The 22,312-nt window shown below is 42.5% G+C and carries 20 protein-coding genes; 15 read left to right on the forward strand and 5 right to left on the reverse strand.

The genetic code is table 11. From position 1 onward, the window contains the following. The 3 genes from V7K41_RS32080 to V7K41_RS32090 all read left to right on the forward strand — a co-directional run. Positions 1–1,128, forward strand: a 1,128-nt coding sequence (locus tag V7K41_RS32080; protein WP_334854539.1) for a glucose-1-phosphate adenylyltransferase, incomplete at its 5' end; no start/stop codon positions are given. A 90-nt stretch (positions 1,129–1,218) separates the two neighbouring features. Then, the gene (locus V7K41_RS32085; protein ID WP_334854540.1) at positions 1,219–1,728 is read left to right on the forward strand and encodes an AAA family ATPase; all 510 of its coding nucleotides are present in this window, start codon (positions 1,219–1,221) and stop codon (positions 1,726–1,728) included. A gap of 120 nt (positions 1,729–1,848) precedes the next feature. Beyond that, positions 1,849–2,862, forward strand: coding sequence for a DnaJ C-terminal domain-containing protein (locus V7K41_RS32090; protein WP_334854541.1), 1,014 nt, complete (start codon positions 1,849–1,851; stop codon positions 2,860–2,862). 77 nt (positions 2,863–2,939) lie between these two features. Here the strand turns inward: V7K41_RS32090 and V7K41_RS32095 are convergent, their stop codons facing one another. From V7K41_RS32095 to V7K41_RS32105, 3 genes are all read right to left on the reverse strand, one after another. Further along, positions 2,940–3,593, reverse strand: coding sequence for a glutathione S-transferase family protein (locus tag V7K41_RS32095; protein ID WP_334854542.1), 654 nt, complete (start codon positions 3,591–3,593; stop codon positions 2,940–2,942). Between the two features lie 57 nt (positions 3,594–3,650). Beyond that, complete coding sequence (locus V7K41_RS32100; RefSeq protein WP_334854543.1) at positions 3,651–4,187, reverse strand: peroxiredoxin family protein; 537 nt, start codon at positions 4,185–4,187, stop codon at positions 3,651–3,653. 163 nt (positions 4,188–4,350) lie between these two features. Further along, on the reverse strand, positions 4,351–4,962 hold the full coding sequence (locus tag V7K41_RS32105) for a peroxiredoxin (protein WP_334854544.1): 612 nt from the start codon (positions 4,960–4,962) through the stop codon (positions 4,351–4,353). A gap of 131 nt (positions 4,963–5,093) precedes the next feature. Here V7K41_RS32105 and V7K41_RS32110 point away from each other — a divergent pair, with 131 nt between their 5' ends. The 5 genes from V7K41_RS32110 to V7K41_RS32130 all read left to right on the forward strand — a co-directional run bounded on the left by V7K41_RS32110 (position 5,094) and on the right by V7K41_RS32130 (position 11,491). Continuing rightward, complete coding sequence (locus tag V7K41_RS32110; protein WP_334854545.1) at positions 5,094–7,343, forward strand: amylo-alpha-1,6-glucosidase; 2,250 nt, start codon at positions 5,094–5,096, stop codon at positions 7,341–7,343. 464 nt (positions 7,344–7,807) lie between these two features. Then, a complete protein-coding gene (locus V7K41_RS32115) occupies positions 7,808–9,292 on the forward strand; it encodes a galactose oxidase-like domain-containing protein (protein WP_334854546.1) in 1,485 nt (494 codons plus the stop codon). Between the two features lie 61 nt (positions 9,293–9,353). After that, entirely contained in the window at positions 9,354–10,301 is a 948-nt protein-coding gene (locus V7K41_RS32120; protein WP_334854547.1) for a hypothetical protein, read from the forward strand. 224 nt (positions 10,302–10,525) lie between these two features. After that, the gene (locus tag V7K41_RS32125) at positions 10,526–10,711 is read left to right on the forward strand and encodes a TRADD-N-associated membrane domain-containing protein (RefSeq protein WP_334854572.1); all 186 of its coding nucleotides are present in this window, start codon (positions 10,526–10,528) and stop codon (positions 10,709–10,711) included. A 384-nt stretch (positions 10,712–11,095) separates the two neighbouring features. Then, positions 11,096–11,491 (forward strand): hypothetical protein, encoded by a 396-nt coding sequence (locus tag V7K41_RS32130; protein ID WP_334854548.1) that lies wholly within the window; start codon positions 11,096–11,098, stop codon positions 11,489–11,491. Positions 11,492–12,326: 835 nt separating this feature from the next. Here V7K41_RS32130 and V7K41_RS32135 read toward each other — a convergent pair. After that, positions 12,327–12,641 carry an RNA recognition motif domain-containing protein gene (locus V7K41_RS32135; RefSeq protein WP_334854549.1) on the reverse strand — a complete coding sequence of 105 codons (315 nt, stop codon included), beginning with the start codon at positions 12,639–12,641 and terminating at the stop codon, positions 12,327–12,329. 356 nt (positions 12,642–12,997) lie between these two features. Here V7K41_RS32135 and V7K41_RS32140 point away from each other — a divergent pair, with 356 nt between their 5' ends. The 4 genes from V7K41_RS32140 (at position 12,998) to V7K41_RS32155 (ending at position 18,571) form a co-directional block, all read left to right on the forward strand. Then, positions 12,998–14,392 carry a TldD/PmbA family protein gene (locus tag V7K41_RS32140; protein ID WP_334854550.1) on the forward strand — a complete coding sequence of 465 codons (1,395 nt, stop codon included), beginning with the start codon at positions 12,998–13,000 and terminating at the stop codon, positions 14,390–14,392. Between the two features lie 527 nt (positions 14,393–14,919). Continuing rightward, entirely contained in the window at positions 14,920–15,450 is a 531-nt protein-coding gene (locus tag V7K41_RS32145; protein WP_334854551.1) for a pentapeptide repeat-containing protein, read from the forward strand. 535 nt (positions 15,451–15,985) lie between these two features. Then, on the forward strand, positions 15,986–17,566 hold the full coding sequence (locus V7K41_RS32150) for a DUF1565 domain-containing protein (RefSeq protein WP_334854552.1): 1,581 nt from the start codon (positions 15,986–15,988) through the stop codon (positions 17,564–17,566). 132 nt (positions 17,567–17,698) lie between these two features. Further along, the gene (locus V7K41_RS32155; protein WP_334854553.1) at positions 17,699–18,571 is read left to right on the forward strand and encodes a hypothetical protein; all 873 of its coding nucleotides are present in this window, start codon (positions 17,699–17,701) and stop codon (positions 18,569–18,571) included. Positions 18,572–18,603: 32 nt separating this feature from the next. Here V7K41_RS32155 and V7K41_RS32160 read toward each other — a convergent pair whose 3' ends face one another. Continuing rightward, entirely contained in the window at positions 18,604–20,673 is a 2,070-nt protein-coding gene (locus tag V7K41_RS32160; RefSeq protein WP_334854554.1) for a tetratricopeptide repeat protein, read from the reverse strand. 288 nt (positions 20,674–20,961) lie between these two features. Between V7K41_RS32160 and V7K41_RS32165 the strand changes: the two genes are divergently transcribed. The 3 genes from V7K41_RS32165 to V7K41_RS32175 all read left to right on the forward strand — a co-directional run bounded on the left by V7K41_RS32165 (position 20,962) and on the right by V7K41_RS32175 (position 22,298). After that, positions 20,962–21,093: a hypothetical protein gene (locus V7K41_RS32165; protein WP_334854555.1), complete on the forward strand. Its 132-nt coding sequence runs from the start codon at positions 20,962–20,964 to the stop codon at positions 21,091–21,093. Between the two features lie 64 nt (positions 21,094–21,157). Continuing rightward, the gene (locus V7K41_RS32170) at positions 21,158–21,418 is read left to right on the forward strand and encodes a hypothetical protein (protein WP_179068682.1); all 261 of its coding nucleotides are present in this window, start codon (positions 21,158–21,160) and stop codon (positions 21,416–21,418) included. Between the two features lie 322 nt (positions 21,419–21,740). Then, entirely contained in the window at positions 21,741–22,298 is a 558-nt protein-coding gene (locus V7K41_RS32175) for a PEP-CTERM sorting domain-containing protein (RefSeq protein ID WP_334854556.1), read from the forward strand. The last annotated feature ends 14 nt before the right edge of the window (positions 22,299–22,312 follow it).

The raw sequence follows: 22,312 nt of genomic DNA on the forward strand, positions 1-22,312 counted from the left end.
GTCCTGACACAATTCAACTCAGCTTCCCTGAATCGTCACATCGCCCGTACCTACAACTTTACTGGCTTCAATGAAGGGTTTGTGGAAGTGCTAGCAGCACAACAAACACCAGAAAACCCTAACTGGTTCCAAGGTACAGCCGATGCTGTACGTCAGTACCTGTGGTTAATGGAAGAATGGGATGTAGAAGAATATCTAATTCTCTCAGGCGATCACCTCTACCGCATGGATTATCGCCAGTTTATCCAGCGCCATAGGGAAACGGGGGCTGATATTACTCTCTCAGTCATCCCTATCGATGAGCGTCGCGCCTCAGATTTTGGCTTGATGAAAATTGACGATTCTGGTAGGGTAATCGATTTTAGCGAAAAACCCAAAGGTGAAGCGTTACTCCAAATGCAAGTTGATACAAGTGTACTGGGATTATCAAAAGAACAAGCCCAGCAACAGCCTTACATCGCTTCAATGGGGATTTATGTCTTTAAAAAAGAGGTTTTGTTCAAGTTGTTGAGAGAGGGTATAGAAAGGACTGATTTCGGCAAAGAAATTATTCCTGATGCCTCTAAAGATTACAACGTTCAAGCTTACCTTTTTGATGACTACTGGGAAGATATTGGAACAATCGAAGCATTTTATCATGCCAATTTAGCTCTAACTCAGCAGCCTCAGCCACCCTTTAGTTTCTACGATGAAAAAGCGCCAATTTATACCCGTGCCCGCTACTTACCTCCAAGTAAACTTTTAGATTGCCAGGTAACAGAATCAATTATCGGCGAAGGTTGTATTTTGAAAAATTGCCGCATTCAACATTCAGTATTGGGAGTGCGATCGCGAATTGAATCTGGTTGTGTCATCGAAGAGTCCCTACTCATGGGTGCAGATTTTTATCAAGCTTCTGTAGAACGTCAATGTAATGTTGAAAAAGGTGACATTCCTGTAGGTATTGGTACTGACTCGATTATTCGCGGTGCCATCATTGATAAAAACGCCAGTATCGGTCACGATGTCAAAATCATCAATAAAGATAACGTGCAAGAAGCTGACCGCGAAAGTCAAGGTTTCTACATCCGTAGTGGCATCGTTGTCGTGCTGAAAAATGCTGTAATTCCTGATGGAACCATCATTTAGTCATTAGTCATTAGTCATTGGTCATTGGTCATTGGTCATTGGTTAATAGTTACAAGCAACAAAGGACAAAGGACAACGGACAAAGGACTAATGACTAAACTCATTCTGCTGATTGGTCTTCCAGGTAGTGGGAAGTCAACTTTGGCAAAACAATTACTGGCAGAATGCCCCCAAATGGCGCTAATTTCTACAGATGCCATTCGGGGGCAATTGTTCGGTTCCCAAGCCGTTCAAGGGCCGTGGCTGCTGATTTGGCGCGAAATTGAGCGGCAATTTCAGCAAGCTATTTCCACAACTAATATAGCTATTTTTGATGCCACCAATGCCCAGCGCCGCCATCGTCGTGAAATCATTGCTTTAGCCCGTAACCAGGGCTTTAACCACATTAGGGGAATTTGGGTAGATACACCAGTTTGGCTGTGTTTGGCACGGAATAAAAAGCGATCGCGCCAAGTTCCTGAAGAAATTATTTTGCGGATGCACCGTCAACTCCGGGATGCTCCCCCAAGCCGGCAAGAAGGACTAGATAGCCTGAGCCGCTTATCAGAAAAATCGGAGTACGGAAATTGCGATCCTTTGGTGAGCGAGAACCACACTTAATTTTCTATATTTTTTGTTAATTTAAAATCAGATTCTATTTTGTTTGGCACTATACCAAGCAAATTAAACATCTCTCATCTAAAAAAAAACATAACGGGAATTTCTATAGGAGGCTGGTAGATGGCTGCAACCGACTTCAAAGACTATTATGCTATTTTGGGAGTCAGTAAGACTGCCAGTTCAGAGGAAATTAAACAAGCCTTTCGCAAACTAGCCCGCAAATATCACCCTGATGTCAACCCAAACAATAAACAGGCAGAGGCACGCTTCAAAGAAGTTAGCGAAGCCTATGAAGTTGTATCAGACCCAGATAAACGCAAAAAGTATGACCAATTCGGTCAATATTGGAAACAAGCTGGTGAAGGTTTCCCATCTGGCGGCGCTGGCCCCGATATGGGTAACTTTGACTTCAGTCAATACGGCAATTTTGATGAGTTTATTAATGAGTTGCTAGGACGCTTTGGTGGTGCTACCCCTCGTGGTGCGGGGCGCCAAAGTCACTCACGAAGTTACTCTTACCGCACTTCTCCAGGCACCTCAACTAATTTTAACAGCAGCTTTAACGATTTTGGGTTTCAAGATGGAAGTGTGGGTAGTGCCCAGGATAGTGAAGCTGCGATCGCTCTAACTTTTACTGAAGCATTTAATGGTGTGAAAAAGCGCTTCAGTTTAGGTAATGAAACAATAGATGTCAGCATCCCATCTGGGGCGAAAACTGGTACTCGCTTACGGGTGCGGGGCAAAGGTCAGATCAACCCCATGACTCAACAACGGGGGGATTTATACTTAAAAGTCGAACTTCAGCCGCACACGTTCTTCCAAATGGAAGGCGATAACTTGGTATGCGAAGTGCCAATCACACCAGATGAAGCTACCCTGGGAGCGTCTATTGATGTACCCACTCCTGATGGTTCAGTTAATGTCAAACTACCAGCAGGAGTGCGTTCTGGTCAATCTCTACGTTTACGTGGCAAAGGTTGGCCCCTCCCTAAAGGTGGACGCGGCGATCAGTTAGTGAAAGTGGCGATCGTTCCACCAAAAGACCTCAGCCAACAAGAGCGGGAATATTATGAAAAAATCCGCGCTATACGTACTTATAATCCCCGTAGTCATTTGAACCAATTCAGGCTGTGAATATTTTGGATTTTAGAGACGCCAAGCAAAGCGCTACAAAGTGCAGTTTCGCGTCTCTAAATTAATTAATTGTGAATTTACTGCGCCATTCTCGCCATAACAATAGACTTAAACGCTTCTATTGCCTCCAGTGTAGCCTCGGTAGCTTGCCACGTTGGACGTGTTACTAAACGATCGCACCAAGTATTTAATTTTGGATATTCACTTAAGGAAATGCCTACACTTGGCAGCACATTGACTACAGTCCCAGCCACAACCTCGGCGAGAGTGAGGTGGTGACTAGCAAAGTAAGGGCGATCGTCTAATAAATTTTCAAAAAACTTCAGCACTGTGGCAATTTTATGCTCTGCCTTCTCGATTTTTGCTGGATCTCCTCCAGCCAAGCCGAGAAACTGAGGTAAAAAGGTGGTGGTTGCTGGCAAAAGATCGTTTACAGTTACTAGTTGTACCATCCGTGCGATCGCTAAATCCTTGGCGTCTTTAGGCAACATCGCAGGTGTAGGATATTTTGCCTCTAAATAGTCCAGAATTGCCAAAGATTCCACTAGATTAAAACCGTCATCTACCAACACTGGAATGTGATGGAAGGGATTAATTGCCAAAAATTCTGGTTGAAACTGCTCCCCATCCAGTTTTATCTCCACCAATTCAAACTCAAGTCCTTTTTCCAGTAGAGTAATCCAGACGCGGCGTGAGTTGGGAGAAATCGGTGCGTGGTAAAGTGTCAGCATGAGAAAACCTCACAGCTTTATAAGTGGGGCGAATATTGCCAATTTTACACCTTATACTTAATTAAATTGTTCTAACAATGTCTCAACACTAGCATTATGATCCAAAAAAGAAAATAAATGCCAGTAGCGCAGTTTTCCTTCTTTATCTAATACAAACTGTGCTGGTAAAGGCGCTCCTAGTGCTTGTCCTACTTGATATTTATGAAACACTCGACAACTAGGATCGCTCAATAGTGGCATTTTTATACTTAAATCTTTCACAACTATTTGACTCTGCCGTTCATCGGTACTAGTAATCATTAAAACTTCTATACCGCGGTTTTTAAATTGTTCGTAGTTTTTATTCAAAGCTTTGATGTGAGGAAAACAGAAAGGGCAATATTGCTTTTCGGTAAAGATGCGAGTAAAGGCAAGTAACACTGGTTGTTTGCCTTTATAATCAGACAATTTTACTAAAGTTCCGTTGGTAATATCTGGCAATTGAAAGTCTGGTGTTCCCACTCCCAATCTGAGTTGATTGCTAGCTGGGACTGGTAAAAAATTGCGGAAGAATCGCTCATTTAATAAGCCACTAAAGTCAGTTGAAGTCAGCATATTTTTCACCTTGATTCTTGATTTAAATACAATTTTAGAAAAAAACCACAGATATATGACGGAGGTTGACATTGTTTAATGTGTATCTCTGTTTATCTGTGGTTTTCATTGATTTTGCTTTCAACTCTAAAAGGCTGGATTAGAGTTTTTTAGCTAGCGGAATTTAGACAGCAGAGAAATAGACTTTAGACTTCACTGGGTCAGGATTCATTGTCTTGTCACCAGGTTGCCAACCAGCTGGGCAAACTTCATCAGGGTGAGACTGAACATACTGAATTGCTTGTAATGTCCGCAGGGTTTCATCAACGCTACGACCAAAAGCTAGATTGTTAATGGTGGCGTGCTGTATGATACCATCTTTATCGATGATGAACAGACCACGCAAGGCAATGCCTGCTGCTGGGTCAAGAACGTTGTAAGCGGCGCTAATCTCTTTCTTGATGTCGGAGACTAGAGGATAATTCAGGTCGCCAACTCCACCAGACTTACGATCTGTTTGAATCCAAGCGAGGTGAGAGAATTCACTGTCAACGGAAGTCCCAAGGACTTCAGTATTGATTTTCTTAAATTCTTCGTAGCGATCGCTAAATGCTGTGATTTCAGTGGGACAAACAAAGGTAAAGTCTAGTGGGTAGAAAAACAGGACGACATACTTACCGCGATAATCGGAAAGTTTGATTGTCTTAAATTCCTGATCTACCACAGCCGTTGCTGCGAAATCGGGAGCTTGTTGACCAACGCGGAGGCTTCCTTCGGTTCCGTAAGTGAGGGACATTAACCTAATTCTCCTTTATCGATTTAGTAGCGTTGGAATTTGGGTCAAGTAAAACTTACCCATCCACGCTCTCACAATTTAATTACGATCTGTTACGACTATATCATACTCATAACGATTTTGAGTAGCAAATGCCTGATTTAGATACAAGAGAATGGTTGCTTACCAATGGCTTGGGAAGTTTTGCCAGTGGTACAGTTTCTGATGTCCGCACGCGCACCTATCATGGTTGGCTGTTTGCCGCGACAAACCCACCTTCTGGAAGGACTCTGCTGTTTTCGCACCTAGAAGCTAGCTTGGAAATATTAGGGAGCGTTGTGGCACTGGGGACAAATGTTTGGGGTAACGGTGAGATTGAGCCAACAGGTTACGAACAGCTACGCCGTTTTGATATTAACCCAGTTCCCAAATGGACTTGGGGTCAAGATAACTGGCAATTAACCAGACAATTGTTGATGCCCTATGGTTTGGTGGAGACTGGGGGCTGGGGATTGGGGATTGGGGACAAAGGGACAAGGGGACAAGGGGACAAGGAGACAAGGGAGGATAAGCAATGGCCCAATGCCCAATTTTGCCATCGAATTTTAATCCAGTATCGCTATGAGGGAAGTGAAACAGCTATTTTACGGTTGCGACTGTTGATAGCAGAACGTGACTTTCACCACCAGCAAACTGCTAGTCAAGAATTACAGTTTTCACAATTGCTAGGGCAACAGCAAGTCTGTCTACAAGCAATCAATTCTGGGCGCTTCGGCATACCTTGGCACTTGCGTTGGACACAAGGAAATTATCAACCAGATGCAGTTTGGTATTGGGATTATAGATTGTCTGAGGAGACAAAACGGGGGTTAGGCGACAAGGAAGACCTCCACAGTCCTGGTTACTTGATAGTCACACTTCAACCAGGAGATACGGTGACTTTGGAAGCACGAGTCGGTTTTCCCGACTCCGTGCCAAGTGTTCTCACCCTCAAAACCTTCACAGAAGCTGTGGAGGCAGAGCAAGAAAGGCTCTCACAGATTTTTGGATGGAGAGAGAGAGGTACGGGAGCAGAGGAGCAGGGAAGCAGGGGAGACAAGGGGGACAAGGAGGAATTATTGAAAATCTCTCCCTTGTCTCCCCCTTCTATCTTGTCTCCTTTGTCTCTTCTCCATGACGGCAGTTGCTTCAAGTCGGGAAACCGCAAGGGCGCACTGCCTCCCCAATGCCCAATGCCCAATGCCCACTCTCCAATTTGGCAACAACTACTCAAAGCAAGCGATCGGTTTATCGTCTATCGAGCCTCAATTGCAGGTCCCACGGTCATTGCTGGTTATCACTGGTTTAATGACTGGGGACGCGATACATTAATCGCTTTACCGGGGTTGGCACTAGTTCCACAGCGCTTTGACCTAGCAAAAGGAGTATTGCGAACTTTTGGGCATTATTGTCGCCACGGTTTGATTGCGACTGCATTTCCCGATCTCAATGGCGAACCAATTTATAACAGTATTGATGCGGCATTGTGGTGGATTGAAACTTTAGGACTTTATTTGGAAGCTACCCAAGACTGGGATTTTTTGGCAGAGCAATTCCCTGTAGTACAGCAAATCTATAAAGCATTTGTCGGTGGTACACATTTCAATATCCAGGTCGATGCTACGGATGGGCTAGTTAGTTGGGATGCTCGTGGTGTAGCTCTCACCTGGATGGATGTGGTAATTGGGGCACACCCCGTCACACCCCGTTATGGGAAGCCAGTGGAAATCAATGCGCTGTGGTATTCTGCTCTATGTTGGCTGAGTCAGTGGGCAGAGCGCTTGAGCCAAATGGAATATGGCTCACCAGTGCGTCTCACTAAGCAAGCACAGCGTTATGCTAACCAAGCACAACACGTGAAAACCTCACTGCAAAAATTCTGGAATCCTCAGCTAGGTTATCTGTACGATACTATTGAGCCGGACGATCGCCGGAATTTTCAAATTCGTCCGAATGCCGTTTTGGCGCTGTCGCTACACCATTGTGGGTTTTCTGAACAGCAAGGGTGTCAGATATTAGATTTGGCAACTACTAGCTTGCTCACACCTTATGGTCTTCGCAGTCTCGATTCAGGAGATCCCGAATATAAAGGGAAATATGAGGGCAATCAACAGCAACGCGATCGCGCTTATCACCAAGGCACTGTTTGGACTTGGCTAATTGGCCCATATATTCGGGCTTGGCAACGTTTTTATCCACAACAAGCGCTGCCTTTTGATTGGCAACCCTTGCTAGAACACTTTTTATTTGACGCTTGTCTTGGTTCTATTTCTGAGATTTTTGATGGCGATTCACCTCACACACCCAGAGGAGCGATCGCTCAAGCTTGGTCAGTTGCCGAAGTAATCCGCCACATTAAATAGTTGTAGGGACACAGATGGTCTTGGATAATTATTCTTGATTAATATACGTTCACAAATTAATGTTGCTAGTTTTAACCTACAAAACCCCTACTATACAAGATTTTTATTAATTTATCTGATTATCCAAAAGTGACTAGGATTTTCGATAATTTCACAAATTGAGGCCGCAAAACCAAAAATTTTTATTTTCTTCTGTGAGAAAATAAAATATGAAAAAAGTTTATCAACGAGATGTAGTATTCTTGATAGTAGCAATGTATTTCAGGCTTAATTAGATGCTCTACAGGATGGATGATTGATAGCGCAATTACTATATTAGAAGGCTGATTTTACATTTCCTTCTTATAAAACACATCATATCTTAACGCTAAATAAGCCTAAAGAAGTATAGATATGAATTGAGAAATAAATTTATAAAATAAAGTACAAAAAATCAAGTTCACGTAGGAATAATTGTAAATAAAGTGACTCAACCTAATAACAAGACTAACCTTCAAGAGGAAACAGATTTAGGGACTTCCATTGCTCTGGCTACTACTACAGATAAATGGCAAGTATTGTCGTACAGTGCTCCAATCCTACCTATACATGCCGCTCTACTTCGTACTGGTAAGATATTCTTTTTCTGTGGCTCAGGTAACGATCCCAATCAGTTAAATACTCCCTATGACAGTGTAATCTGGCATATAAACAAGGGAACCTTTTCCCGTCAAGCGCCTCCATTGGATAGTAACAATCAACCTATGGATCTTTTTTGCGCTGGTCACTCCTTCCGCCCTGATGGGATGTTACTGGTTGCAGGTGGAACTTTGCGCTATGACCCATTTTATGGTTCACCCTATGCTCTGATGTTCGATCCCATTGCTGAGAAATGGGTCAAGAAACTATCAATGAATAATGGTCGCTGGTATCCTACTGTGTTAACACTAGGCAGCGGTCGAGTCTTAGCAGTGTCTGGGCTGGATAAAGATGGCAAGCTCAATAGACAACCAGAAATTTATTCTGCTTTCTTTCCAAATGGTTGGAACGCTTTTCCAACAACGAGTGCTTTACCGGCATACGGGCATCTGTTTCTACTAAATAGTGGAAAAATTTTTTATTCAGGTGCTCAGATGGGTGGTACTGGAGTGACACCAAGGATATTAACCCTGCCAGAGACATTTACACAATCCATTACAGAAAAAGTGGTGACAGGGCTGCAAGACGCAGCTTTTGGCGATCAAGGTGCCAGTGTGCTTTTACCACCTGCACAAGATCAAAAGGTGATGATTCTCGGTGGGGGTAGTGGTAAGACAGCAACAAAGAGGGTAAATATTGTCGATTTAAAAGCTAGTAATCCAACTTACGTAGCAGCAAAGCCTTTAAACTATGCCCGAATGCATCACAGCGCAGTTTTGTTGCCCGATCGCACAGTGTTTGTTTGCAATGGTAGCAAAATGAATGAGGACACAACACAATCAATGCTGCCAGCAGAAATCTACAATCCAGCTACAAATACTTGGACAGTAGTAGCTAAACAAAATGTCCCCCGCGTATATCACTCAGTGGCCTTGCTCTTACCAGATGGTAGGGTCGTCACAGCTGGGGGGAACCCTCAACGGAGGGTAAATGAACTGCGATTAGAAATCTACAGTCCTGCATATATGTCGCGATCGCGACCAGTTATTCAGAGGGCTCCTCAAATAGTGACCTACGGGCAGCAATTTACGATTCAGACACCCCAGGCTGCGAATATTAAATGGGTTAGTTTTATTAGACCAATGGCAACTACCCATTCTTGCGATACAGAACAAAGGTTAGTGGATGCACCGATTACTTCTAGAAACGCTACTTCTCTTAAGGTCACGGTGATAAACAATCGAAACATCGCACCTCCAGGCTGGTACATGCTTTTTATTAGTGACAACAATGGAACACCCTCAGTAGCAACCTGGACGCAAATATATTAGCCTTATCTGTTTATGTTCGCACTGCTACCTAATAAAAATCATTAATTCTAGGAAGGAAAATATGAATTACAAGCTATCACGTCGACAGTTTGGACAGTTGGCACTTGCTGGAACTGTAGTATCTGGACTTAGTTATCTCACCAAGAAAGCCTTGGCAGAAACACCAAGTTTAAATATTGTAGGTATAGGTTCCAGCCCGATGGTTATTACTGACCAAACGGCTATTACAGAGGTAAACACTACTGAATTAGTAGAGAACACTGCCCTAAACAGTGTAAGCACAGATATTCGCACAGATATTAAGCCTGTAGGACTAGTTTTGCAATCCTTAATTACAGGAAAGGCTCAGGTACTTACAGATAAAAGTACACCTCTATTAGAGCCTAATGAGATATTGAGTGGTTTTACCTCTTTAAGCGATGGCACACTTGTTGTAGCCATTACTCCGGTTGCGATTAGTCAAAGACAGGCAACACCTACTCGCATTACATTTTTGGGTACGCTTGTAAAAACTTTGATAGTCTCAGGACTTAAACAAAATCAACAGCTTGGGAGCTTGCTAGGTACTAACGATGGGCGACTCATTGGTCTAGTAGGTAAGAAGAACGGTACACCACCGATCAAATTGGTAGATATTAACCTTCAAACAGGAGAGATAAGTTCTATTAATAAGATTAAATTCCTGGACGATGAGCGGGTCGACAATTTAGCTGAGTGCCCAGATGGAATACTTTATAGCTCTATAGTTGGTGCGTATGGTGATACAACTCTGGTGCAGCTAGATTCAAATCAAAAAAAGCCCATTAAACTAGGACAATTGAAAGTTAATGGTCAAGCATGGAATAATGGCTTACAAAGCTTAGTTTGCTCTGCAACAGGTCAACTCCTGGCCTTTGGAGCTATGAGATATGAGACACCTAATGCTGTGTATATTGTTGACAAGAACAGTGGAAATATGACTCGGCTACAAGACTTTGATACTACTCAGATTACGCGTGCTCGTGCTTAAAAGGAATTGAGCTGATATCTCTAGCAAAAAAAACTGCCTAGTACTTTGTCACACAAAGTTTGAGGGGTAAGGGAACGAACCACAGAGGCGCAGAGAACGCAGAGTAGGAGGAAAAGCGAGGTTCAAAAACTTGGTTTACTCCGCAAAGTTGCTATGACAAAGTACTAGCCCTCATCTTTGCTTGAGGGTTTTTTATTGGCATTGATTGGTACAGCTTATTCCTAATTACCACTGCTTTATCTGCTTGCATTAGCCTGATAGGAGCCGGATTGCTGTTGTCAGGCAAAGTTACAGAAGGAACGTTTACTGTCGTTGAGGGAATGGCGACGAGTGTGCAATGCATTCGGTTTGCCAAGGAAGCTAACGATAGGCTTGATAAAACTTTGGCTGAAATGAAAGACAGAGATTAAACGAGTGCTGCTAAGGTCGCTTTGCTTTGAATTTCAACTACTGAAACAAAATTACCTAACACCCACCCGATAACGGGTGGTTTTTATTTAGGCATTGGTCAAGTTGTAGGGGCAGGTTATGAAAAATTTTTCAGGAATTTGGTGTTGGGGTCGTGAATCTAATATCTAATAATGCTTCAACACTATTAGGACTTACGCAAAATATCTCTCAAACTCTGATTTCTCCGTGCCGCGCCAGTTGCTACAAGTCGGGGAACCCGCCCAACGCACTGGCTTCTCTGTGCCTCTGCGGTTCGTTATTCCGTAACTTGTGCGTAAGTCCTAACTATATCTAAATCTAAATGAAATTCATTTCTCCACATACAAGATAGAAGAATAAAGAAATTGAGGTGCAGACTTGTGAATAACAATAATCGGTGGTTTTCGTGGTTGAGTTGGGGTCTCGTTGCGGTATTAGCGGTGTTATGGTGGGTGTGGTGGATATACTTTCGTCCTCTCCCCTACGCGAATCCCTGGCGGAGTCTCGGACTGCATGGCACGATTTTGTTAGGATACATCTTTGTGTGGATTAGTACCTATTATCGTCGTGGAAATGACCCAGGTCGTTGGTGGTTCTGGGTGTATTCGGTTGTTGTTGGCTTTAGCATTCCAGGCGTTATCCAAGACCTCCTTCACGTCAATCATGTGAAGACTTTATCACCGTTGGTCGAAAATGCCCTTTTAAGCTTTGGATTCTTGACGACCATCGGGTTGGGCTTCCTTGCCCAAAGAAGAAGATAAAGAGCCATTCAAAGCCAGCTTTCAGAAATGGCAATCGCTTTGGCATTTGGCAGCTTGGTCAATTAGAACACCATTTAAATCTCCGATCGCATCTTACAACTGGCTAATACACCGCGTAGACTCTCTGTTTCTATAGCCAACCCCATTGATGATGCAGCAGACTTGATGAATAAACTTGCTCGTGGTCAACTAGCAGTTGCGGGAATATGAAAAATTTTTCAGGATGCTTCACTTGCAAAAAAAGAGGAGCAAAAGCGATGCCAAAGGCTGGCTACGAAGACAGCACCTGGAGCGTTCGCTTGCTTCATTTGTGATTTCAGTCCTCAGTAGCCGTGATTCACATCACTTCTAGGAGTGACGTGAATCACGGTTGCTGGATTGAGTTGGTATTAGTTACCCCTGGAAATTCTAATTGATACAGAATAGCAGTAACTCAAACAAATTTATAATGATTTTGATAGATAGCTTATATCAGCCAAGGTTTTTGAAGTTCAAAATTTAGTGTATTAGATTCTCCTTTGGAGTACGGCGATCGCCTTTTCGACAGCTAAGAATCTTTATCATCTTCCAATACGCTTGGGTTAGCGTCAACAACGATAAACTGTGTAGGTTGGGTTGAACGAAGTGAAACCCAACAAACCACTGAAAATGTTGGGTTTCGTTCCTCAACCCAACCTACGATTCTACGATTCTCCTTAACCCAAGCGTATTGTATCATCTCTTACTTAATTGGTACTGGGCAATTTAAGCCATCCAGTAGACCGGAGCGCAAAAAGAAAGGGCAGAATCATTATCTGCCCTTTAGACATTAAAACTTAATTTTTGATCTTAAAGCTTAGTAGCGCGATCTATTGTATCCACCGCCACCACCGCCGCGACGATCGCCACCAAAAGAACCACCTCTATCTTCCTTTGGTTTAGCCTTATTCACTTTGAGGTCGCGTCCCATCCATTCAGCTCCATCAAGAGCATCAATGGCAGCTGTTTCTTCAGCTTCTGTGCCCATCTCTACAAAGGCAAAGCCGCGTGGACGTCCTGTTTCACGGTCAGTAGGTAACTGAACCCGCTTTACAGTACCGTGTTCGGCAAACACAGAATTGAGGTCATCTTGTGTGACCTCGTAGGATAGATTACCTACATAAATTGACATGCATTATCTCCAAAATCATAGGTGTGTAGAGATTTAGATTTCGGAGGCAAGCTTGTTAAGACCAAAAGGGAAAAGCCTGTCAATACTAAAAACAAACAATGTAACCGAATTTTATTCTCACTTGATTACCTTAGCACATCATTCAGTTCTTACCCACCGTGTAAAAGGAAGTACTAAGAAACAGACGGGCTACGGGCAAGATTGGGGATTGGGAATTAGGTATTAGGTATTGGGAAGAATTTAATCCCTAGTCCCAGTTTCAGTCTTCAGTCTTCAGTTCCCTCATAATATTGATTAGCAGAAATTCCCCAAATAATTGCAAAATAAATGCAGTTCGTCATTGTTACTAATTGGAAATGCCGACTACACTTACTGACGCACAAAATTTACTTTCTGACCTGATCGCCCGCTACTCTAAGCGTGTAGATTATCTGATGATTCGCCTTGAAGAAGCAGAAGGGACTGATATCTTGTTGCGTGGCGACAAGGTAGAAACCCTTAGTGAAGGTCTCTCCATTGGTGGACATATTCGCGCTTGTTATAAAGGCGGATGGGGGTTGAGCTGCTTTAACCAGCTGGCAACAATCAAAGATCGCATAGAAGAAGCGATCGCTGCTGCGCGGATGGTTGGTGATGAAGAAACTTTACTTGCACCTATTGACCCGGTGCAAGCAGTATGCATTCTACCCCTAAAAGGTACTGACCCCCGAAACATCCCACTCTCGCAGAAAAAACAATTGTGCGATCGCTATGCCCAATTGCTTAAAAGCGTCGATCGCCGAATTACCACTACCTCGGTGCGTTACGGTGACAGCGCCCAAAAAGTAATCATTGCTACTTCAGAAGGTACTTCGATCGAGCAATCTTGGGTGGATATGGAAATGCGCTTTGCCGCTACCGCCAGAAATGGCGAAACCGTACAAACTGGACGGGAAACTACTGGCTCTCGCAAAGCTTACGAAGATTTAACTGGTTTGGATGAACAGGTAAAAGGTGCGGCTCAAAGAGCGATCGCTGCTTTATCTCTACCATCGGTCAAAGGCAATACTTACACCGTAGTCATTGACCCAATTCTCACGGGTTTATTCGTCCACGAAGCCTTCGGACATCTTTCTGAGGCTGATATGGCTTACGAAAACCCCGATTTGCTGGAAGTTATGACCATCGGACGGCGGTTTGGCCCAGAAGAACTGCAAATTTTTGATGGTGCGGCTCCAGAGGGGCATCGCGGTAGCTATTTTTACGACGATGAAGGCACACCTGCCACTACTACTCAACTAATTAAAGATGGAATTTTAGTGGGACGTTTACATTCTCGTGAAACTGCTGGCAAATTGGAGGAAGCACCTACGGGTAACGCCCGCTGTCTTAACTATCACTTTACTCCTATTGTGCGGATGACAAATACCTGGATTGAACGGGGTAAAACACCAGTCGCAGACTTATTTACCGATATCAAAGAAGGAGTTTATGCCCGTAATTGGTTGGGTGGGATGACGAATGGGGAAATGTTCACCTTTAGTGCTGGGGAAGCCTGGATGATTAGGAACGGCAAAATTGCTGAACCTGTCCGGGATGTGACGCTTTCAGGAAATGTATTCCAAACCTTAGCGGATATTGAGGCACTTGGTGATGATTTTTACTGGGATGAATCTGGCGGTTGTGGTAAGGGAGGGCAAAATGGCTTGTCAGTAGGTTGTGGTGGCCCTAGCCTCCGAATTCGAGATGTAGTGGTTGGTGGGCAAACATAAACTATACTGCTTCAGTCGTAAGAATCATAATCTGCAAAAGAATCGGAATTGGTTTTGCCATAACCTCTGCCAGACGAACACCAGAATTAAGTATAGCGATCGCTTTGGACTAATGCTTAACGTGAGTCTCCAACGGAGACTCACGTTAATACTTAAATTTTTCAGGTGAGCAACATCCCTCCCAAGTATGAAATTAACTCACAACTCTAGGTGGTAGCGCTAGTAGTTAAAAATAGCTAATTTAGACAAAGTTGATTCAATATCCACTCTAGTTTCATTCATCACACTAATCCTCTGTGGCGCGTGCTGGGGATTTAGTGTTAGTCTGGATAGTCCAAAATTATTCATAATCGATCGCTTGCGGACTTGCTACTACTGCGCTAACGTAATTCGTAATTAAAGATTGTTTCAGACTCTTATTTAGACCCAAACTGAAATAAAGCCACGTATTATATAAAAAAAGGGCAATTACACTCAAAAATTACGAATTACGAATTAGTTAAACGTTCCTTAGCACAGTGACAGATATGAAAGCAGATCAACTCCTGAAAAACTATGCCGCAGGTGTCAGAGACTTTACTGGTGTCAACTTGAGCGAGGCCAACTTAAGAGAAGCCAATCTCAGTGGCGTAATTTTAGATCGAGCAATTTTAGATGGAGCTAATCTGAGTCACGCTAATTTAACCGACGCCAGTTTGATTGAAGCAGACTTAAATGGAGCAGATTTGAGCAATGCGGATCTCAGTAATAGCAACTTAAGCAAAGCTATTTTGGATGGAGCTATCTTGGATGGAGCTATCTTGGATGGAGCTAATTTGAGTCATGCTAATTTGACGGTTGCTAAATTGATTGAAACTAAATTGAGTGAGGCAGATTTGCAGGAAGCAAACTTGGTAGCAGCAAATCTAGATGGAGCGGATTTAAGTGGTGCAGATTTAACTGTAGCGGACTTATCCCAGGCAAATCTCACTCAAGCAGATTTGAGCCAGACAAATTTGAGCGGAGCCAATTTGGATGGAGCCAATATAGAAGGAACTATTCTGGATGAGAATGTTTAATCTCGTTTCTATACTCTGCCAAAAAAAGAGGCTAGGATTAACCCTCTTTAATCACTATCGGTAGAGAAAAATCTAAAACCCTTATTTCTCATGACTTTTATCAATTTAGACGTAGGTTGGGTTGAGGAACGAAACCCAACACCCAAAGACCTTAGAAAAGTTGGGTTTCACTTTGTTTAACTTAACCTACATTTATTTTTCTTTCCCCAAAGTGATAGAAGAGGGTTAAGGGAGAAGACTGCACTGGTTCCCTTAATCTCCTCTTTGCAGGCGCTACAGCTTACACACAAGTCTTTTGGAGTTGCAATGGCATTGTTTTGACTAACAATGCCATTGTTTCGACTGACAATGCCATTGAGATGAGAACTTGGAATATTGCACAAAAGTTTATAACTTGTGTGTACACAGAATCTGCTTGCCAGAAAAAGTCAGATGGATATTTTTTCTATACACAAGGATATTACTGTGAAAAAGTTTGCTACAAGTATTGTTATTTACGATTGTCATAATTAAAACAATTGACTCTCAACTATCAATGGTGAACTCTACCCTCGTTGTCACACTCTATGTCAACCCTATGACAGGGAATGATACCAATACTGGTTCACGGTTGAGTCCGTTTAAAAGCCTCACCCGTGCTTTAAAAGTAACCAAAATGCCGACGAGAATTCATCTGGAGTCGGGAACTTACAGCGCCGCCAGTGGTGAGGTGTTTCCGCTGATTGTCCCTGGAGGGGCGACAGTGGTGGGTAACGAAGCTAACAAAGGTGCAGGGATTGTAATTTCCGGGAGTGGCGAGTATCAAAGTCCCAGTTTTGGTATACAAAATATTACGTTGCTCTTGGTAGATAATGCCAGTCTTTTAGGTGTAACTGTCACCAATCCCTCAGCCAAAGGTACTGGTATCTGGATTGAATCAGCTACACCTACTTTAAGTAACAACACTCTGAGCAACTGTGGGCGGGAAGGTGTGTTTACCACTGGTACTGCCAAACCCACAATTTTAGATAACGTATTTGTGCAAAATACTGCTAGCGGGTTAGTGATAGCAGGTCATAGCCAAGGAGAAGTACTGCGAAATGTATTTCAAAAAAACCCTTTAGGCATAGCAATTAGTGACTTTGCCGCTCCGACGATCGCAAATAATAAATTATCAGAAAATCGCACGGCGATCGCACTTTCTCGTAACGCCCAACCTATGCTGCGTCAAAATCTGATTATTAACAATACCCAAGGTGGTCTATTAGTCAATGGCAATGCAGTCCCTGATTTAGGTAATACCCAAGATTCCGCTGATAATATTTTTCGCGATCATAGTGAATTTGATTTATACAATGCCACTACACAAAAGCTGGTTTCCGTAGGTAATCAATTAAATCCTGCTCTAGTCAAGGGCTTGATCGAATTACTCCCAAGCAATCGAGTAACGGTTAACACCAGTCCCTTTGATACCCCGACAGAATCCCCTTCTCAAAAACTTTCCTTGTCCCCTTATCCCCCTGTCCCCTTGTCTCCCCCTTCCCCCCTTCCCACGTCTCCCGAACTAAACGGACATTGGGCAAAACCATTTATTCAGGCATTAGCGAGCATGGATTTAACTCATGCTTTTGCCGATGGTAGCTACCAGCCAGATAAACCCATGACTCGCGCCCAGTATGCAGATTTGGTGGCGATCGCTTTTAACCCATTTCCCAAAATCCCGGCACCTGATTTTACGGATGTACCCAAGGATTTTTGGGCTTATAGCGCTATCCAAATCGCGGCTAGCGGTGGCTTTGTTGGTGGATTTAGCGATCGCACTTTTCGCCCCGATCAAAGTGTGCAGCGGCTACAGGTGATTGTCTCCTTAGTAAACGGACTGGGACTACCAGCTGTCGATCGCGATGTTTTAGAAGTATATAGCGATCGTCATACCATTCCTGACTACGCCCGAACAGCCGTTGCCACTGCTACACAACAGGGAATAGTTGTCAACTATCCAGATCCAAAAGTTCTTGCACCTTTACGTTCAGCAACACGCGCCGAAGTTGCAGCGATGGTTTATCAAGCGTTAGTTGCCATTGGGCGAACATCTGCGATTAAATCAGTCTATGTGGGGTTGCATTTTAGAAGTTGATAAGTAGAATAGGGAACACTTGCCTATCGGCTTGGCAACTCTTGGAAAAATAAACCATGTAGTTAAAAGCACGCTAGGCTAATATGCGGTGGGTGACAAATCTTAGACCTATTGCCTAAAGCTAATAGCCTCATGTTAACAACACTTCCAGACACCTCTGCCAACTTGGCGATCGCTTTATTAATTAACTATAGTTTCGATCTCGGTGGGTATAGTGCCAATGAGCTAGTTGAGCGTTGGCAAACGCAATACCCCCTTAATTGGCTACACCTGGCAGTGATTGAGGCACTATATCAAGGTCGTTATAAAGCCGTTTCCGTGCAGCAAATTTTAGTATTTTGGCAGCGCCGGGATCAGGCTACATATCATTTCAACATGGAATTTGAACGGATGATTTGTAGCAAATTTCCTCAAAGCTTAACCTCATCAGCTGCACCAGTTCTACCGCCAGCCAAGAGAAAACCCACTGTAGAGCAAGTGACGAGTCCTCAATTACCACCAGCTAAGATTCGCAACGGCTATCAACACAGCAATACTGCGACTCTCCAACTGAAAAGTTATGAACCAAAGACATCTTTGAGTGAAGAAGAAGGAAAGCAGGAAGATAGAGACAATAAAACCGTCTTGAAATCTCCGCTTTCTGAGAAATTTGCCTCTTTGGCAACTCTTGAGCGATCGTCTGCTATCAGCCAAAGGCAAACTTCACAAGAAAGTCCAGCGCCTTCCCCATCACCAAATCATCATCGACGACAGCCAAAACTGCTCCCACCTGCTGCTATTCATGCCCCAATCGGGCAATTTACCCCCGAAAAAAGTGATCGCTCTGATTCTTTTACATCTAAACTCAAAGCCATGTCTGGGGAGCAAGGGGGCAGGGGGCAGGGGGCAGGGAGCAGGGAGCAGGGGGCAGGGAGCAGGGAGCAGGGGGCAGGGAGCAGGGAGCAGGGGGCAGGGGGCAGGGGGCAGGGAGCAGGGAGCAGGGGGAGAATCACTAATGACAAATGACAAATGACAAATGACAAATGCCTTTTAGATTTTTATTCTGCAACTAACTGCTTAAAGCGCTCATCATCGGCAATATCATCAAAATCTAGGTCAGTTGCTGCGTCTTCTTTATACCTGGGATTAAGTTCAATTGCTTGTTGTAGAGTTAACAGAGATCGGTCAACTTGTCTTTGCAGTGCGTAACAGGCTGCTTTGTTGTAATAAGCACTGGCGTAATCTGGCTTAATTTCTAAGGCTTTGTTAAAACTAGCGATCGCTTCATCATCGCGTCCCAATCTTACCAAAGTATAACCATGTTTATCCCAGATTTTGGGAGAATTAGGTTGGAATTCCAGCGCTTTCTCAAAGGACGCTATTGCCTCTTCGTATTGTTCTAATGCTACTAGAGAAAGACCGCGATTTAACCAGGCAACGGCATCGTCAGGTTTGATTTGCGTAGCTTTGTCAAATGAAGCAAAGGCTTGCTGATGCTGTTGTAAGTTCCCAAAAGCAACGCCGCGATCGCACCAAGCTTGATGATAATCTGGCTGAATCGCAATCGCTTTATCGTAGGATGCGATCGCATCTTGGTAGCGTTTCAATCTTCCCAGAGTTAGACCACGTTTTAACCAACTTACAGGTTCATCAGGTTGGATTTTAACTGCTTGGTTGTAAGCTGCGATCGCATTTTCATAGTGCCTTTGAGAAAACAGCCCATCTCCCTGTTTTACATACTCATCAGCAGTGAATTCTGGTTGTTGTGGCTGTTCCTGTATTTCTTCCTCAACTTCAGAATTCACCATCTCTATAATAGATTCAGGCGTAATTTCAGTTAGTTCTTGAAGAATCAGATCCTTTCTTTCTTGAGCATCCAATTGTAACTCAGAAATTTGAGAGACAAACTCAGTTTCTAATCTTTCTAACTTCTCCAAAATGAGAATCTTTTGTTGTTGAGCATTCCATTGAAATTCTGAGAATTGCGAAGTAAATTCAGAAGCAGATTTTTCTAAATTTTCAACGATTAACTCTTTGGATTTTTGAGCATCGACTTGTAATTCCGATAATTGAAATTTAAATTCTGACTGCAATGCTGCTAAACTTGCAATAATTTTATTTTTTTGTTCTTGAGCATCTATCTGCAATTCAGATAATTGAAATTTAAATTCTCGCTCAAATATACCTGAATTTTCAACTGCAATCTCTTTTTGCTTTTGAGTATCAATCTGTAATTCAGATAATTTTTCTACAAACTCCGACTGCAATTTTGTTAAACTTTCAAAAGTTATATCTTTTTGTTTTTGAGCATCAGACTGCCATCCAGAAAGTTGAGACGCGAACTCAGACCTTGATATTTCTAAATCAGCAACGGCTAGTTCTTGCTGTTGCTGTACACCTAATTTTAACTTAGACAGTTCTTCTGCGATCGCAGATGCTAATTTTCCTAAATTATCCAGTGCTATATCTTTTTGTTGTTGAGCATCAAACTCTAACTTAGATAACCCCGAAGCAAATTTTGACTCTAATTTTTCTATATTTTCTTGAGATTTTTTTAGTTCCGCTTCTAATCTACTTAATACTTGTGCTTTAGCTAAATTTAGCTCGGATATCAGAATAGATACATTTTCTTGTTCACTTTTAATTTTTTGTTGTAAAGCAGTCGTTTGTTGTTCTAATTCATAATTTATTTGTTTAGCATTTTGAATAACATTTTCAGCCTCTTGTTTAACGGTAGTTAGCTGATTTTGTAATTTTTCCATTCCCTGGACTTGTTGCATTGCCCTATCAACAATTTCCCGGATTATCACCCGTCGCAACAGCCATAACAAAGCAATGACTGCAACTGGAAAGAGACTTAATATAACTAGCCAAACATCGAGTAAAATAGTTGTACGGCTAAAAGTGCTTTTAAAATCAGATTGGACTTGCTGTTGAATTCGTTTTTCTGCTCGTAGTCGTGCTAACTCTTCCCGTTCTGAATTCGATAACACCGGAGTCGGAGTTAGTGCTGGGTTAGGTGATGGTGCAGATTGTCCACTGGCAATTCCAACGGATAACAATAAGGGTAAAAATACAATCGTGCTTTTTATAATTAAAGCGAAAACAGCTTGATTTTTGCTCTGCATAACAACCATCTGAGTCTGTTGGTCAGTTTTTGAAGCGGCGTGCCTCTCTCCAATCTATAACAGAATTAAGTGGTTAAATGTTGTAGAAGCAGTGTAAAATTCTGAGCAATCTTTAACTAATCGGTTTCCTCGTCCTTAGTGTACGTACAACTTTAGTGGTATAGTGCAGTTAATTTTGTGACAATTTTTGGTGAGGTACTACTATAATATTACTACGTTGTGATTACTGCTAAAGATGGTGAAAGTCAAGCGGTAAAAATAATAATTTATCAACCAGTGGAAGGCAAAATGCGAAAGCATCGACGCTTTCTTAAACTATCCAGCGAAGAAGGTTCGGACTTTATTTTTACAGATAACAGGGCGGTGAAACTGGAAGTTCTACCTGTATGGGAAGTGTCAGGTGTGGTTACTTCGCATTAACATTAGATTATCTACGGTAAGTAGATTACTTGTCCTCAAATTAACTTAACAAAGGTAGTAGAAAATGGGTCGGATCAATCCTTACACGCTGCAATTGCAGATTACCCGAATGTTTGAGCAAGGGCAATCATTTTTTGCCACAACTAAGGTACAGGAATGGTTGAAAGAACATAAACACAATCCAGAAGATTATGACATTATTTTCCATAAAAAACCTGCACCTCCTGGTTCCAAAGAAGTGATGGTAGTGGAAATTGAATTACGCCGCAAAGATGGACAACCTGTCGATCCGTGGTTGCAGGAACAAGCAAATCTCCATGCCTGATTTTCGCAACTATAGCAGTCCTAAATTAGATGTGAAAACTTATTTTTCTTTTCTTAGCATTTCACAGAAAAAGTGGTTTTTTCGTTTTCACAACTTAGATAGGATTGCTATGTGTAAGGGCTATGCCTATGCCTAAACTAAAAATATAAGCTACTGTAAATATTGAAATAAGTTTATACAAATTTTATATATACTTGACAAACTTAAAGATTTAACGAAGATCATCTTTTGTTGGTTATTTCTTAACCTATATACATTGCTTAAAAGTTTATTTAAGTGAAATTACAGAATTATTCATTTTTTAGCTTCGGAGCATTTTCTGATGAAATTAGCTAAAGATATTGGCATTGCTGCTTTCGCTGTTGCTATCTCGGTTGCTGCTGTTGTTAAACCGACGCAAGCAGCCTTAGTTAATTATGATTTCACCGTAAATGCGACATCTGGCGATCGCCCTAGTCAGTATTTCGGTTCTTTTCGATATGATGACTCGACCTTAAGCGGGTTAGGCGAGGAAACTCTAAGCGTTAACAATGGATTATCTATTTTGTTTGATTACTTGGGTACTCAGTACACAGAAGCAAGTGATTTTGATTACCCATCATCTCCTGTAGTCAACTTTACAAATGGCAACCTGTCAGGACTGAGCTATTTAGTTGAAGATCGGTTTTTTATTGGTAACGATCCAGGTAATCCAAATACAGGAGGAACAAAATTTTATAGCATTCTGAGTGGCGACTTATTGTCTACAACAGAGGTGGGTACGGTAACTTACTCTAAGAGTACGTCCATACCAGAACCGATGACTCTTGGTGGTATAGCGATCGCTGGTGCTATGGCGTTGGGAATGAAACCCAAGAAAAAACTAATAGTCCGACTTTGAAAATTAATGTAGAG

It is taken from the genome of Nostoc sp. (genome assembly GCF_036917415.1).
Lineage (GTDB): Bacteria > Cyanobacteriota > Cyanobacteriia > Cyanobacteriales > Nostocaceae > Nostoc.